This window comes from Aurantibacter sp. UH7 (genome assembly GCF_056839165.1).
Map to the genome: position 1 here is coordinate 3,163,123 of NZ_CM166388.1, position 14,496 is coordinate 3,177,618.

The 14,496-nt window shown below is 32.0% G+C and carries 17 protein-coding genes and 1 riboswitch; of the genes, 14 read left to right on the plus strand and 3 right to left on the minus strand.

Features of this window, described 5'->3' with window-relative positions:
* Positions 1-34: 34 nt before the first annotated feature.
* From UH7x_RS13285 to UH7x_RS13335, 11 genes are all read left to right on the plus strand, one after another.
* Positions 35-1,144 (plus strand): adenylate/guanylate cyclase domain-containing protein, encoded by a 1,110-nt coding sequence (locus UH7x_RS13285; RefSeq protein WP_482360410.1) that lies wholly within the window; start codon positions 35-37, stop codon positions 1,142-1,144.
* A 190-nt stretch (positions 1,145-1,334) separates the two neighbouring features.
* Positions 1,335-1,967, plus strand: coding sequence for a LysE family translocator (locus UH7x_RS13290; RefSeq protein ID WP_482360411.1), 633 nt, complete (start codon positions 1,335-1,337; stop codon positions 1,965-1,967).
* A gap of 5 nt (positions 1,968-1,972) precedes the next feature.
* Entirely contained in the window at positions 1,973-2,884 is a 912-nt protein-coding gene (locus tag UH7x_RS13295) for a DMT family transporter (protein ID WP_482360412.1), read from the plus strand.
* Between the two features lie 604 nt (positions 2,885-3,488).
* Positions 3,489-3,581: riboswitch (TPP riboswitch) on the plus strand.
* Positions 3,582-3,655: 74 nt separating this feature from the next.
* The gene (thiM, locus tag UH7x_RS13300) at positions 3,656-4,453 is read left to right on the plus strand and encodes a hydroxyethylthiazole kinase (protein ID WP_482360413.1); all 798 of its coding nucleotides are present in this window, start codon (positions 3,656-3,658) and stop codon (positions 4,451-4,453) included.
* Entirely contained in the window at positions 4,450-5,088 is a 639-nt protein-coding gene (gene thiE / locus UH7x_RS13305) for a thiamine phosphate synthase (RefSeq protein WP_482360414.1), read from the plus strand. The genes thiM and thiE overlap by 4 nt, the downstream gene beginning before the upstream one ends.
* Entirely contained in the window at positions 5,085-5,921 is an 837-nt protein-coding gene (thiD, locus tag UH7x_RS13310; RefSeq protein WP_482360415.1) for a bifunctional hydroxymethylpyrimidine kinase/phosphomethylpyrimidine kinase, read from the plus strand. The genes thiE and thiD overlap by 4 nt, the downstream gene beginning before the upstream one ends.
* Positions 5,905-6,552, plus strand: a complete 648-nt coding sequence (tenA, locus tag UH7x_RS13315; protein ID WP_482360416.1) for a thiaminase II — start codon at positions 5,905-5,907, stop codon at positions 6,550-6,552. The genes thiD and tenA overlap by 17 nt, the downstream gene beginning before the upstream one ends.
* 22 nt (positions 6,553-6,574) lie before the next feature.
* Positions 6,575-7,213: a hexitol phosphatase HxpB gene (gene hxpB / locus UH7x_RS13320; RefSeq protein WP_482360417.1), complete on the plus strand. Its 639-nt coding sequence runs from the start codon at positions 6,575-6,577 to the stop codon at positions 7,211-7,213.
* 676 nt (positions 7,214-7,889) lie between these two features.
* Entirely contained in the window at positions 7,890-8,225 is a 336-nt protein-coding gene (locus UH7x_RS13325; RefSeq protein WP_482360418.1) for a single-stranded DNA-binding protein, read from the plus strand.
* A gap of 76 nt (positions 8,226-8,301) precedes the next feature.
* Entirely contained in the window at positions 8,302-8,751 is a 450-nt protein-coding gene (locus UH7x_RS13330; protein ID WP_482360419.1) for a JAB domain-containing protein, read from the plus strand.
* 3 nt (positions 8,752-8,754) lie between these two features.
* Entirely contained in the window at positions 8,755-8,952 is a 198-nt protein-coding gene (locus tag UH7x_RS13335; protein WP_482360420.1) for a hypothetical protein, read from the plus strand.
* Between the two features lie 107 nt (positions 8,953-9,059).
* On the opposite strand, the gene UH7x_RS13340 is transcribed toward UH7x_RS13335, so the two are convergent.
* Together UH7x_RS13340 and UH7x_RS13345 are read right to left on the minus strand one after the other, a co-directional pair.
* Entirely contained in the window at positions 9,060-9,365 is a 306-nt protein-coding gene (locus UH7x_RS13340; RefSeq protein ID WP_482360421.1) for a hypothetical protein, read from the minus strand.
* 168 nt (positions 9,366-9,533) lie between these two features.
* On the minus strand, positions 9,534-10,070 hold the full coding sequence (locus UH7x_RS13345; protein ID WP_482360422.1) for a Crp/Fnr family transcriptional regulator: 537 nt from the start codon (positions 10,068-10,070) through the stop codon (positions 9,534-9,536).
* Positions 10,071-10,584: 514 nt separating this feature from the next.
* On the opposite strand from UH7x_RS13345, the gene UH7x_RS13350 reads away from it, so the two are divergent.
* The 3 genes from UH7x_RS13350 to UH7x_RS13360 are packed head-to-tail and all read left to right on the plus strand — an operon-like array spanning position 10,585 to position 13,452.
* The gene (locus tag UH7x_RS13350) at positions 10,585-10,968 is read left to right on the plus strand and encodes a BfmA/BtgA family mobilization protein (RefSeq protein ID WP_482360423.1); all 384 of its coding nucleotides are present in this window, start codon (positions 10,585-10,587) and stop codon (positions 10,966-10,968) included.
* A gap of 19 nt (positions 10,969-10,987) precedes the next feature.
* On the plus strand, positions 10,988-12,016 hold the full coding sequence (gene mobB / locus UH7x_RS13355; RefSeq protein WP_482363606.1) for a MobB family relaxase: 1,029 nt from the start codon (positions 10,988-10,990) through the stop codon (positions 12,014-12,016).
* Complete coding sequence (locus UH7x_RS13360) at positions 12,013-13,452, plus strand: type IV secretory system conjugative DNA transfer family protein (RefSeq protein ID WP_482360424.1); 1,440 nt, start codon at positions 12,013-12,015, stop codon at positions 13,450-13,452. Before mobB ends, UH7x_RS13360 begins: the two co-directional genes overlap by 4 nt.
* Before the next feature lie 78 nt (positions 13,453-13,530).
* On the opposite strand, the gene UH7x_RS13365 is transcribed toward UH7x_RS13360, so the two are convergent.
* Entirely contained in the window at positions 13,531-14,457 is a 927-nt protein-coding gene (locus UH7x_RS13365) for a polysaccharide deacetylase family protein (RefSeq protein ID WP_482360425.1), read from the minus strand.
* Positions 14,458-14,496: the final 39 nt, after the last annotated feature.

The following is a 14,496-nucleotide window of genomic DNA, read 5'->3' on the forward strand; positions in this document are numbered from 1 at the left end:
CTATGAAGCATAAAGTAAAATACAACTATTAAGAATGATTAATCAACTCAAAATAAATGATTGGATTAAAATCATGAAACAGTACGTAAGAAACCTTTGGCAATCCGTTTTATTCTGGACCATTGCCATGGCTTTTTTTGCTGTTTTTAGGTACTATGGCATTTTTGAGGGGAGTTCAATAAAAGAAGCAAACGGATTGAATATAAACTCTGATTTAAGGATAAAGGTAATTTTGTTTGCTCTCTCTGGCTTTTTAATGGGAATCATCTATGCCAATATAGAATTTGGTTTGAGAAAGTATTTTTCAAAAAGGTTTTCTATGGGGTTTAATATCGTTTTAAGCATCTTCTTTTATTTCTTATCTGTAATCATTATTTCCACTTTTATAAGAAGTATCGCCAATACAGTTTCAGACCTAGAGCTTAACATTGAGCCTGGGTGGTGGCGTAAAAGTTTAATTTTTAGAGCCGCTATTATATACATGTTCATTGCATCTGTAGTTTTTTCATTTATTAAGATAGCCAATGATAAATTTGGTAAAGGTGTTTTTTTAAAAATGCTATTCGGAAAATATAGGGAACCTAAAGAGGAGAAACGCATTTTTATGTTTCTCGATTTAAAATCTTCGACTTCCTATGCAGAAGAGCTAGGACATTTAAAATATAGTCAACTTATTCAAGATTGCTTTTTAGATTTAAATGGAGTAGTTCTAAAATACGATGCCGAAATATATCAATATGTAGGTGATGAAGCCGTGATAAGTTGGCCATACAAAAAGGGGTTGACGAACAATAATTGTGTAGAGTTATTTTTTGCATTTACACATAAACTACACGACAAGAAAGAATACTACCTTAATAGATATGGTGTTACACCAGTTTTCAAAGCAGGATTGCATGGTGGAACCTTAATGGTAGCAGAGGTAGGTGTCGTAAAAAAAGAATTGGCATACCATGGCGATGTCATCAATACATCTGCCCGTATACAGAGTGAATGTAACACGTATAAAGTCCCCTTACTGATATCTGAAAAATTACTAAAAAATCTAAAAATTGAAAAGTATTTATCCTCCAAATTCTTGGGAACGGTATTATTAAAAGGAAAACATAATGAAGTTAGTATTCATACCATTAGCAAAGTATAATATGCATTATTATCGAAGTCTTAAATAATCAAGGAGTATACAAATTAATGATTCTTAACAGTCACGGAGGCAATGATTGGAAATCGATTGTCAGAGAACTTGGGTTGAAATACCCTAAAATGTTTATTTGTGTTACGGACTGGTTTAAAACATTATTCAATTAAATAACAACAATTAAAAAAACAGAAATATGATACCAATTAACGACTTATTACTATTTGGACTAGCTTCATTAATTATAGTGCTTTCTCCTGGTCCAAATATGATTTATTTGATTTCAAGGTCTATATCTCAAGGAAAAAAAGCAGGAATCATCTCTCTTATGGGGGTAATGTGTGGATTTTTATTCCATATACTCTTAGTATCCTTTGGGCTTACCGCAATATTATTTGCAGTTCCTTATGCGTTTATAGTTATTAAATTTCTTGGAGTCGGATACTTGCTCTATTTGGCATATAATACCGTTAAATCAAAAAATAAAATTTTTGATGCTGACCAAAACCTGAAATCGGACACAGCCCTTAAACTCTTTAATATTGGACTTCTAACAAATATTCTGAATCCTAAAATGGCAATATTTTATCTTTCATTTTTTCCTCAATTTATAAAACCTGAATATGGTTCTGTTCTAAGTCAAGGTCTTCAACTCGGTTTAATTCAAATATTAATCAGTTTTCCAATTGATTTTTTGGTTGTCATATCTGCAGCTAGAATGGCAAAGTGGTTCTCGAAAAAACCAATTTGGTTAAGAATTCAGAAATGGTTTATGGCCTCTGTTTTAACAGGACTTGCTGTAAAAATGGCATTAACAAAAGCGAAGTAAATCCTTTGAATTCTAAATCTATCAAATGGCTTCCTGTTTTACTAATATTTATTTTGGGTGTCACCTGGGGGCTTCATTTCTCAATAATAAAAATAGCATCAGAATCAAACTTACCTTATGAAGGCATTGCAGTACTAACTACACTTGGCGTTGCCATAGCATTTATAACCATTTGTGTTTTTAGAAAACGATTGCCCGTATTCAATAAAACTTCCATCAAATTTTATGTTTTTTGTGGGGTATTGGGTTATGTTATTCCACTTTTTACGGAGCTCTACGTTGCAAGTTATATACCTGCTGGCTTGCTATCTCTAGTCGTATCAACAACACCTTTATTCGTTTTTGCTATTGCTCATTTTAAAGGAACGGAACAAATTGGGCGAAAACGGCTAATAGGTATTCTTTTTGGTGTAGCATCCGCAGCGGTTATAGTACTGCCTGAAAATGCTTTACCAGAAGCTGAAATGATTAAATGGGTGGCAATAGCACTTATTCTACCTATCACATATGGTATCTATCATAATTATGTTGCCATTGCATGGCCATCAAAATCTGACTCTTGGCAAGTAGCTACAGGAGAATCTTTAGGGGCATTAATTATGTTACTTCCCATTTACATGTGGTCAGGAGATTTTATTCTACTTAATGGCACTTGGGGAAATGGAGAATGGTCAATTCTAATATTGATTTGTCTTTCTGTAGTCGAAATCTATCTGTATTTTGAAATTGTACGATTGGCAGGTGCCGTTTTTGTTTCTCAATCAAGTTATGTTGCTATTGTAACCGGTATTGTTTGGGGAGTAATCATATTTAATGAAAGTCTTAGTATTTGGATATGGCTAAGTGTCGGATTGCTATTTGTGGCCCTGTATTTTGCAGCCAAAACAAACCTACAAAAACCTGCCAATAAAAGTTAGAATTATGAAAATTGAAAACGCAGTAATATTTGATATGGATGGAAACAATGAGGAACTATCCAAAAATCTCTCCTTGTTAGTTTTTAAAGGTGTTTTGAGAGATTCAAAAATCTACTGAACCCGAATTAGCCTATTTTTAACTATATTTTAAACATTTTTAATCAAATTTAGTACGTTTTAGTCAGATTTCAATTTATTGAATTAGACTTGAAAGTAACTTTAAGGACTCCATTGTTCAATGTTCCATCATTTTTATGGTTATTTGAATTTAGATTGGTTAATATAACCAAATTTACCATCAAAATCCCAAATTCTTTTCTTTAAATTATCATAGAATTCTTAAATGGTAGTCATCTTTCTTTATATTTTACGAAATAAATTTATTGGTTCCAAACGCTTTACGGGCTTAATAATTCCATTCTCATTTTATAGAGACTTCTTGTCTAGGTAAAATGTTATTTAAACAATTCTCCCAAAAGGGAAACTCGTAAGATGTTCTTATATCCATATAATATTTTTATAAGCCTCTGACTTTGAATTAAATACTTTATTGATAAATACTTCAAATAAAAGTGAAGAACAGTTGTTTTTTTAATTACTTTTGTTTTAGCTTTAGGGGTATTCTGCAAAGAATTGAGACAGTCCCTTTGAACCTGATTCAGTTAAGACTGGCGTAGGGAAAAGTTAGAATGACATTTCTTCCTTTCATTTCATTACTTCTTTATTTAAGAGGTCCTTTTAGCTGTATATATTTTTAATAAAAATAGATTTATGGCAATATCTCTTTGGAACAATATTCTTCTTGTTCGTGAAAAATCTCCTTTGGTTCATAATATTACCAACTATGTGGTAATGAACAATACGGCCAATGCATTATTGGCTATTGGAGCTTCTCCGATTATGGCTCATGCACATCCGGAAATCGATGAAATGACTAGCTTATGTGCGTCTTTAGTAATTAATATAGGAACTTTAGACGAATACTGGGTAGAATCAATGTTTTATGCTGCTAAGAAATCAAATCAGTTAAACAAACCTTTCATTATAGACCCAGTAGGAGCTGGAGCAACCCATTATAGAGACAGTGCTTTGACGAAATTAATAGCTTTGAAGCCCACGGTAATTAGAGGGAATGCATCCGAAATACTTGCACTCGCAAAATTTAATAAAACTAAAACAAAAGGAGCCGATAGTACCGCTCAAAGCTCAGAAGCAATTGAAGCTGCTAAGATTCTTAATCGAACTTTTGGTTCGGTAGTTTGCATTTCGGGTGAAACGGATATTGTTATCTCAAAGGGACAACAAATACGGGTCAAGAATGGAAACATCCTAATGACAAAAGTAACAGGGCTAGGCTGTTCAGCAACCGCAATTATCGGGGCATTTATAGGGGTAATTGAAGATAAAACAGAAGCCGTAACCGCTGCAACTGCCTTAATTGGTGTTTGTGGTGAAATTGCTGCTAAAACCGCAAAGGGGCCAGGCAGCTTACAAATGTTATTGCTCGATAAGCTGTATAACATCACAGAAGAGGAATTTATGCATCATATTCGTTTAGAAAAATTATGATGAAAGAAAAGTTTCCTTTTAGATTGTATTTAGTTATTTCAGAAGAAAGTTGTAAGGGACGAGATTTTTTACAAGTAGCTGAACAAGCTATTTTGGGAGGTGTAGATATCGTGCAATTGCGAGAGAAAAAAGCTTCGGATATAGTGTTTACTGAAAAAGCATTTCGTTTACAGGATGCTCTTGTTAAAACGGGCACACCGCTCATCATAAACGATAATTTAAAGGTAGCTCGAAAAGTTAATGCTTATGGAATTCACGTTGGGAATAATGACTTAGCACCAACTTTTATTCGCTCTGAGTGGCAAGAATGCAGGTCTATAGGTTACTCCATTGAATTTTTAGAACAGATGAACAATAAAGAAGCGGAGGTTTCCGACTGCTTGGCTGTAAGTCCTGTTTTTAGGACTTCAACAAAAAAGGACACATTAACCGAATGGGGATTAGAAGGAGTTTCTAAAATCAGAAAATTAACAGATAAACCACTTATAGCAATAGGTAACATGAATAAAGAGAATATATCTAAAGTCATAAAATCAGGTGCCGATTGTATCGCTGTAGCTTCAGCAATCTGTTTAGCAAAAAATCCTATGAAAGCAGCATCAGAAATTAGAAATCAAATTGAAAAAATGCTATGAAAAAATATCGGTACACATCAACTCTGACCATTGCAGGATTCGACCCTAGTGGAGGCGCTGGTATTCAAGCGGATATTAAAACGATGTCAGCTCTGGGGTGTTTTGCTACTTCAGTATTAACAGCATTGCCAGTTCAGAACACAATGGGCGTTGGCACAATTTACCCTATTTCCTATCAAGCTGTAAAAGAACAAATAGAGACCATAATGGAGGATATTTTTCCGGATGCTCTAAAAATAGGAATGGTGCATACCTGCGAACTGGTTGCTACAATAGTTGAAACTTTGAGTATTTATCCTAAAATACCTATAGTTTTTGACCCTGTTATGGTGGCTACTAGTGGTCATAAATTAATAGAGGATGAGACCATACAAAGTATAGTTAGCACACTTTTTCCTATAGCAGATATTATAACACCTAATCTTGATGAAGCTGGAATACTAGCTAAAATGAGTATTGAAACTGTGGAAGATATGTATCTGGCTGGAAAAAGAATAAAAAAAATGGGGGCCAAAAATATACTTCTAAAGGGAGGTCATTTAAAAACAGCTCAACTTACTTCTTTATTTTTTAGTGAAAATGATGAAATTCATGAATTTCATTTTGAAAAATATTATACAAAGAATACCCACGGTTCAGGATGTAGTTTATCTTCTGCAATTGCAAGTTACTTGGCACAAGGGAAATCAATGTTGGATGCTGTTACCCTAGGCCAGAATTATATAAAAGAAGCCATCTATTGCGGTAAGGATGTTATTATTGGAAAAGGTAATGGTCCGTTAAATCATTTTTTCAACCCACAAAAACTTATAAAAAATGAATTGGTCAACTAATGCTTGGGAGCAAATACAACCCATTTATAACTCTATTTTGAAAATGCCATTTATTACAGAATTATCAGATGGTACGTTAGCCATAGAAAAATTTAAATTCTATATGGCACAAGACTCTCACTACTTAGAACATTTTGGTAGAAGCCTGTCCATAATTGCCAGCAGAATTCAAAATATAACAGATACCCTTGCTTTTATAAATTTTGCAGAGGGTGCAATTGTTGTAGAAAATGCGCTCCATGAATCTTACTTTAAAGAGTTTAATCTAAAAGGTAAAGGCATTATGCAACCTACCTGTCATCACTATGTGAACACCTTAAAGAGTACGGCCTCTATAGAAAATATAGAAGTAGCGGTTGCAGCTGTGTTACCTTGTTTTTGGATTTATAGAGAGGTAGGGAATTTTATATATATAAATCAAACACCTTTAAATAACCCGTATCAAAGATGGATAGACACTTATGCAGGAGAAGACTTTGATATTTTGGCTCAACAGGCAATTGCCATTGCAGATAGGTTGGCATCACATTGTACTAAATCTCAGCAAAACTTAATGACAAATGCTTTTATTACTTCAAGTCACTTGGAATTTCAATTTTGGGATGGAGCTTATAATTTAAAGACATGGTAATAAATTAATTGATGTTGAAATAATGAAAGCAGTTATTTTTGATATGGACGGAGTACTTATAGATTCCGAACCTTTTTGGAAGCAGGCAGAAAAAGAGGTTTTTACATCTTTAGGTGTTCAAGTAACCGATGAGCTTACTAAAATCACGAAATATATGACAACAATAGAAGTAACGAGGTTTTGGTTTGAAAAATATCCTTGGGACAAAATTGACTTTGAAGAAGTTGAACAAATGGTAGTTTCTAAAGTAATAGAATATATAAAAAAGGAAGGTTGTGAAATCTCAGGAATTCAGAATTTCATAGCCTTTCTCAAAAAAGAAAATTTCACATTAGGATTGGCTACTAATTCTCCTTACAATATTATTCCGGTAGTGCTTGAAAAAATCAGATTAGAGAATACTTTTGATGTCATTGTTTCCGCTGAATTTGAAATTAAAGGAAAACCTGACCCTGCAGTTTATCTAACTGCATCTCAAAAGTTAAACATACAACCTAAAGATTGTTATGCCATAGAAGATTCTTGTTCAGGTATGCAAGCAGCAAAAGCGGCTGGTATGAATGTGATAGCTTTTACCAACGAAAATAAAAATACCTATCTACCACTTGTTGATAACAAAATAGATAAGTTTCAAAACTTAGACCTCAGTATGTTCCAATAGTATTGTATCTATATGATATTTAGCATTTAAATTCCTTCTAAATTTGTTGTTCATTGGAAAAGTTTTTCAATGTGACAAACAGAAGTAGTTTTCAAACAATTTAAAATGTACAATTCGTATAATTTATTGCTCTTAAAATTACGTGTAATAGTGATTAAGGCTTTTAGTATGGTTTCCATATAAAAGTCTTGAGTACTATACCTGATTTCTTCTTTCTATTATGCCCGCACTTCCTACTTTACTAAAAAGAGAGTTCATTCCTAATGAAAAATTAGATAGAGCCTGTTCGCTTAATAAAAATCATTAACGCATTTACTTCCACTTCCTTCCATTTTAAGCTTCACATAGTTTTTTAATCCACTTACTGAGCCTCCATCATCACCTTTTTTTGTCAGCAAAACAACAACATTAAGATTTGAACTACGGCATAAACCAGGGGCGCATACGCCCTCTTTTTTATACGTCTTATCAAATCTGAATATTGAATCACACAGGGCATCAAAAAAAGGTAACAACGAAGGCTCTATGGGAAGTAAATCAAAATATCGAACTATGAAATCATCTCAAAATATCCAAAAAGGAAGTGGAACTAAAAATCAAAAAAAGAAAAACACTCTGGATATAATAAGTAAATCACTTTTAAAACAAATGAATATTAATCTTTAAATCTATAGTTATGAGTACTATTAAAAATCATGTACAGTTAATCGGAAACGTTGGACAAGAACCAACTATTACAAACCTTGAAAACGGTAAAAAAGTAGCTCGCTTTTCTTTGGCTACCAATGAGAATTACAAAGATAGCAAAGGCGAAAAACAAACAGACACCAATTGGCATACCGTTGTTGCTTGGGGCAAAGTTGCCGAAATCATTGAAAAGTATGTAACAAAAGGTAAAGAGGTTGGAATTGGTGGAAAACTAAAGACCCGAACCTATGAAACCGAGGACGGAAATCAACGGTATGTTACGGAAGTAGAAGCAAACGAAATTTTGTTATTAGGTAGTAAATAAATCAAAAAAATAAAGAGGACATCACCCGCAAAAGTTCTATCCTCTTTTTCATTATTAATCTCTTAAGAAAAGAACAATGAAAGACAAAGTTAATGAAATACAGATTAGTTACAAGGAGCGTGTAAAATCACCTTTTTGGAAAAAGATAAGTTCATCGCAGGATGCTAGTGAATTATTATATGAGCATTGGAACAAAAACACTATTGAATTACATGAATCCTTTAAGGTTGTTCTATTAAATAATAGTAACAAGGTAAAAGGTATTTACCAACTTTCACAAGGTGGAATTACGGGAACTATGATTGACCTACGGATATTGTTTGCTGTGGTTTTAAAAACCGTATCTGTGGCTATTATATTAACACATAATCACCCATCGGGAAAATTAGTTCCTAGTGAAGCTGATAAAAGAATAACGGAAAAGATTAAAAAAGCTGCAGAACTTTTTGATGTGAAAGTATTAGACCATTTGATTATTGTACCAAATGGAGATTACTACAGTTTTGCAGATAATTCAATTCTTTAACTTATGGTCTATTTGAATTATAACAATCTGGATGAAAAAACTCAACAATATTTACTTTCCGCTTCTAAGAAAGATTTGGAAAGCAAAATTGGAGAAAGTTTAAAAGAATATGCCAAAGAGAATCATATAGAATATGAAACTATCTTATATGAAGAAGCTATAAAAAACTTATACAGCTATCAATATGTTTTTAACATTTGAATAATTCATAAAAGACCTTTTGCGATTTCAAAGGTCTTTTATATTTTAGGTATATTAAATAGGTTTTATCCCTATGACAGCAGTGAGAAAAGGTCATTTCAAAAAGGTTAATTTTTAAAATTGTAAGTTCCTATGGTTTCATAATTTTTCATTTCAAAACTTTCAGAATCAAGCAAGTTTGCAAACTTCATAGCATCTTTGTCTTGCATAAATGTTTCTTGAACTTTTTCAACATCATTTTTACTCCTCCATAGAAATATGTCCATATACCCATCATCAGTTTTAACTAAATGCCTATTTAAAAGCCCTTTGCAACGAGAACAATAGTTTTCATTAAATTCTAAGGAACCTTGATTAAACATTTCTTCGGTTATTCCATCTTTGAGCTTAAACTTTGTGATTTCTACAATCATAATATTGTTTTTTTTATACGTATTACAAGAAAAATTACTATTAAGGATGACTAAGAGTATTAATCGTAATACATTCTTTATGGTACTAAATTTTACTTCATATTATTATGAGTACAAACATACAATCAGATGTTTTGAACCAACAATAAGATAGTTTAAGAAAAAGGATTACTTACTGGCTATTTTTTTACGTACCATGCTCAAAAATTCGGGTGTAACTCCTATATATGATGCAATTTGAACATTAGAGATTCTGTTGTGTAGGTTAGGGTATTTTTTCAAGAAGTATAAATACCGTTCTTCCGCGGTGGAACTAATGGTCTGAAGTATTCTTTTTTGTTGCTCAATAAATGTATTTTCTATTACAATTCTGATATTTCTGTCGAATAATGGGGAATGGTCATATAAATGGAAAACATCATTTTTACTAATTTGTAAGATATGTGAAGGCTCTAGAGTTTCTATATATAAATCACTAGGTTCATGGTTGTAAAAACTACCATAATCTGTTATCCAACTGTTTTCAGTAGCAAATTGAAGATTATGTTGGTTTCCCTTTTTATCAATTTTATACATCTTTAGACAACCCTTTACAACAAAAGTAAAATGATTACACTCTTCTCCTTGGTTTAATATAAGTTGCTTTCTTTTTGTTTTTTTTTCAATTATTCGATTATTAAGAATTTCAATAGCTTTCTTATCCAAAGCCCAAAAATTTGAAAAACTTTTTATAATAGGAGTACCTTTCATCTGTAATCATCTGTTTTTTCAGTAAAGATATTATATGTTGCCAAATTAAAAATTTCAATTATTAAATTACTTTACTTTGGGTAATTATTTTATAAGATTCTCTAAAATCTGACGTACGATTTCATTCGTCTTTTTAAAATCATACACAATGCTATAAAAACAGAGCATTTGACAACAATACCCGTTTCAATTTTGTACCGCAATTAGATACATTTATAAGACTCGATTTTAAGGAAAAAAGCAACTGACTTTTTAGTCAGGTTGTTTGAAAATTTTGTTCGCTTGAGGCGAACGAAATCGAAAAGCAAGAGGGTAACACGCAATGCGATGTTTCAATGACGCTCTTGTTTTTAAATATCTAAAAATCAGTTGTTTGAAAATTTTAAAAGATGAAATTTAATAAATCGATATTAGTTTTTAGAGTAAAAAGACGTTTAGCCAAGTAAAATCAATCAATTTTTAGAGTAAAATGGATAACGGATACGAAAAAGAACAGTTTACCACCATTAGTTTTAAAGACTCCGTTGCTAAAAAATTCAGAATTTTTAGCAAGAAAATGGGAGCGTCCAATTCTATGACTTTATTAATGGTGCTAGACTTTTTTGAAACCAATAATCTGTCGCCAAAAGAATCTATTGGTCCAACAGTTCACACATTAGAAAACTTGATAAAAAAAAGAGTAAGTGCCGTTATTGCCATTTTACGAGATATGGAAAAGAGTCAAACGAAACCTACCGCTGCAATGATGCAGTCGCTTTTTGAGGAAGTAACACCAGAACCTAAAAGCAAACCGCTTTTAGTGGAGAGGAAGAGTATTAAAAAAGTAGAGAAAATTCGTTTTCGTGAAAAGTAAAATTATAGGATTATTCCATATGTATATTACCATTACACCACAGATATTAGGAGGCGCTTATTCACAAAGTGTTGCCGATTTTGTGGCGTATTTAGAAAAGGAAAATCAAGGTTTGGAACAACAAGATATGGAACACTTTTTCAATCAATATGGAGATGAAATAAATACCAAAGATGTAATAAAGGAGATTGATGGAAATGGAGCGAAACTAAAAAAGACAGAACCAAAATTTTATTCCATAACAGTAAGTCCAAGTACATATGAATTAAAGCAATTACAAAATAGCAGTAAAGATTTAAAAGCATATACTCGTGAAGTAATGAAAGATTATGTTACGTCTTTTAATAGAGAAATCAATGGCAAGCCGATTACTATTAATGATATAAAATACTTTGCCAAAATAGAACATCAACGAAGTTATAAAGGAACAGATAAGCAGGTAAAAGAGAACCAATATTTTGCCACAAAAATACTTCAGAACAAACAAAAAATTCGAAAGATAGAACGTGGAGAATTAACAGGAAATATTGGAATGTTAATGCAAAAGATAAATCAATTAGAAAAACAAGCTCCACATCAACAAAATGGAAAACGGATTATTCAAGGCTTGCAAAAAGATGGCAACCAAAGCCATATTCATATTATAGTGAGCCGAAAAGATGCTTCTAATTCGGCGAGTTTGTCACCAGGAAGTAAATACAAAGCTTCGGATGTGGTGATGAACGGTAAAAAGGTAAAACGTGGTTTTGATAGAGATGCGTTTTTTGATAAAGCTGAAAACACATTTGACAGACAATTTGGCTACAAACGAAACTATGCGGAAACCTATCAAGCAAAAAAGGATTTTGTTAAGAATCCGAAGCTATATTTTTCTGTATTAATGGGTTTACCAAAAAATGAAAAAGCTATTGCTTTTAAAATGTTAGGAAAGTCTGGTCTTCCAATGATGAATATCCCAACAAACAAAGTGCAATTGGCAATAAAAGCCATTAAACAATTGAAACGCGGTGTTGATATAGCTATTAAATCAAGTTCTATAGGGATATGAATTTGTCTATGCCATATATCATACTCTATATCATAGTTCCTGCGCTAATTTTAATTATTGTTCTGTATGTATTCTTTCATAAGGAAGGAAATAAAACTTTGGATAAAAAATATCAAATCCAATTTAAAGTCAAATCTGGTAGATTTAAAATTGACAACATCAAACGTGGAGCTTCCGTAATCGGTTCTGCGGGAAGTGGAAAAACAGAAAGTGTTGTCTTCAATTTTTTGCGACATTTTAGCAAACATGCTTTTAGTGGTGTCATTCATGATTATAAAAACTTTGAATTGACCGAAATGGCGTATCCTCTTTTTAAGGCTGCTGAAATTCCTTTTTATATTATTTCTTTTGATACAATTTATGACCGAGTAAATCCTATTGCACCTCGTTATATGGAAAACGAAGAAAGTGTCAACGAGGTTTCCAGAGTGTTGATTGAAAACTTATTGGAACAAAAAGAATCTGGTAGCTCAGGTACAACAAGGTTTTTTAATGATGCCGCAGAAGGTTTAATTGGAGGGCTAATTTGGAAACTAAAAACGGCTTATCCGCAGTTCTGCACATTACCTCATTTAATAGCTATTTACCAATTTTTAGATACAGATAGCCTTATTGTGTTTTTAGAAAGTAATACGACTTCTAGAGCTATGGCAGATGCTTTTATAAGCGGAAAAGATTCTGATAGGCAAACCGCAGGAGTAAAAAGCACTTTAGCCAATGCCTTTAAAAAAATAAGTACACAACGTATTTTTATGACTTTATCCGCAGATGAAGTCCCATTAGATATTAATAACACAGAAAAATCAGGTGTAATATCTGTAGTTAATAATCCAAAATATGAAACCGCTTATTCTCCAATTATAGCAACTATTATCCACACCATTACCAAACAAATGAGCGTGAGAAATGCCAACTCTTCCTTCTTAATGATGGAAGAAGCACCCACCATTCGATTATTGAATATGCATCGTATTCCTGCTACATTACGAAGTTACAATATTGCTACAGTTTACGTAATGCAAGACAAGATTCAGAATGATATGATGTATGGTGACAAGGCAAGTAAAGCCATTCTAAGTAATTTATCATATCAGTTTTTTGGCAAAGTGAACGACCCTGATACCGCTAAATATTACGAACGCTTTTTTGAAATTGTAAAAATGAAAACTACAAGTATTAACAAGGGTTTTAATCTCAACTTTGATACTAGAGTAACTAAAGGAGAAAAAGAGGTTTCTAAGCAAAGAGCAGATGTGTTTTTTAGATTGAAACAAGGTGAATTTATAACTTTTGCAGATGGTAAGGACAAGAAAGTACAAATGATACTTCCGAAAATTGAAAAGACATTACCACAAAAAAGTGTATCTTTTTCTCAAAAGGAGCTTGAATCTAATTTTGAGAAAACATATTGCGATGTGAAGTCTATTTTTAAATAGTAAAAAATTAGTTGTTATGTTATTCCCTACGATTAATAATACCAGATGATATAGATCAAGCTGATGAAATTAATTTAGTTATTGTTTTGCTAATTCAATGATTTTTTTTGGCGTTGTCACATCCCTTTCCATAAAATCATTTCCACGACCTTCACTAATTCCCCATCTAAAAATCCATGAAAACCCTCTTTTACTATATGTGTTAATTATTGTATTGTATTCTGTCGATTTTAATACTTCTTCTTGAGAAATAAAAGTGTAGCCGTGTTTTTGAATCATTTTAGCTAATTCCTTTAGGTAATCTGCATTCAACAAACTCGCATGGATTAGTAATGTTTGAGGGATATTATGATTGAACAATTCTATCGATTTGGATTCAAAATATAAAAGTTTCTTTTCCATATACTTTATATATTCAACCCCTATTTCTTTCATTAAAACCTTATCTTTTGCTACGAACGCATTATGATAAGATTTTGCAAATAAATAATCGTCATTATCAATAGTTACTGGTGCGCTTACATAATTGTTAACTTTTAAAAACCTCTCAAGATTTTTATGAGACAGTGAGTCATATCCAGCATGCAGATAGGGATGACGAAAATATTTAAGCTGTTTTTTGAATTTTTGCATTAATGGTTTAATTATTTTTTCTCCTTTTAAAATATCATTGAAAAAAACAGAATCTGGAACTTTATTATAATCAAGATGAGAAAATGTATGGTTCCCTAAGTCATACCCATTTTCAAGCCATTTAACAAGATTTTTTACTCTACTAGAATCCAATTGATTATTACTGTAAAGTTTTCCTGCATTTACATAGCCTATAGCCGGTATGTTATATTTTTTAAAAGATTTAATCAATTTTGAAGTGATTTCCACATCTAGGTTATTTAATCCGTAGTTAACGGTAGGTAAATCATCAACTGTAATACACATTGTTTTTTCTTGACAGGTTACACTAATACAAAAAAGATATGTGATTAAAAAAAAAGCCTTTTTCATGAAAATTATTTTAGTTGTTAAGTTCTTATTATTAATAAA

What these genes read in the sequence shown, in the direction of transcription:
- UH7x_RS13285 (WP_482360410.1), top strand. Translation starts at nt 35, where the DNA reads ATGATTAATCAACTCAAAATAAATGATTGGATTAAAATCATGAAACAG.
- UH7x_RS13290 (WP_482360411.1), top strand. Translation starts at nt 1,335, where the DNA reads ATGATACCAATTAACGACTTATTACTATTTGGACTAGCTTCATTAATT.
- thiM (WP_482360413.1), top strand. Translation starts at nt 3,656, where the DNA reads ATGGCAATATCTCTTTGGAACAATATTCTTCTTGTTCGTGAAAAATCT.
- thiE (WP_482360414.1), top strand. Translation starts at nt 4,450, where the DNA reads ATGATGAAAGAAAAGTTTCCTTTTAGATTGTATTTAGTTATTTCAGAA.
- thiD (WP_482360415.1), top strand. Translation starts at nt 5,085, where the DNA reads ATGAAAAAATATCGGTACACATCAACTCTGACCATTGCAGGATTCGAC.
- tenA (WP_482360416.1), top strand. Translation starts at nt 5,905, where the DNA reads ATGAATTGGTCAACTAATGCTTGGGAGCAAATACAACCCATTTATAAC.
- hxpB (WP_482360417.1), top strand. Translation starts at nt 6,575, where the DNA reads ATGAAAGCAGTTATTTTTGATATGGACGGAGTACTTATAGATTCCGAA.
- UH7x_RS13325 (WP_482360418.1), top strand. Translation starts at nt 7,890, where the DNA reads ATGAGTACTATTAAAAATCATGTACAGTTAATCGGAAACGTTGGACAA.
- UH7x_RS13330 (WP_482360419.1), top strand. Translation starts at nt 8,302, where the DNA reads ATGAAAGACAAAGTTAATGAAATACAGATTAGTTACAAGGAGCGTGTA.
- UH7x_RS13335 (WP_482360420.1), top strand. Translation starts at nt 8,755, where the DNA reads ATGGTCTATTTGAATTATAACAATCTGGATGAAAAAACTCAACAATAT.
- UH7x_RS13340 (WP_482360421.1), bottom strand. Translation starts at nt 9,365, where the DNA reads ATGATTGTAGAAATCACAAAGTTTAAGCTCAAAGATGGAATAACCGAA.
- UH7x_RS13350 (WP_482360423.1), top strand. Translation starts at nt 10,585, where the DNA reads ATGGATAACGGATACGAAAAAGAACAGTTTACCACCATTAGTTTTAAA.
- mobB (WP_482363606.1), top strand. Translation starts at nt 10,988, where the DNA reads ATGTATATTACCATTACACCACAGATATTAGGAGGCGCTTATTCACAA.
- UH7x_RS13360 (WP_482360424.1), top strand. Translation starts at nt 12,013, where the DNA reads ATGAATTTGTCTATGCCATATATCATACTCTATATCATAGTTCCTGCG.
- UH7x_RS13365 (WP_482360425.1), bottom strand. Translation starts at nt 14,457, where the DNA reads ATGAAAAAGGCTTTTTTTTTAATCACATATCTTTTTTGTATTAGTGTA.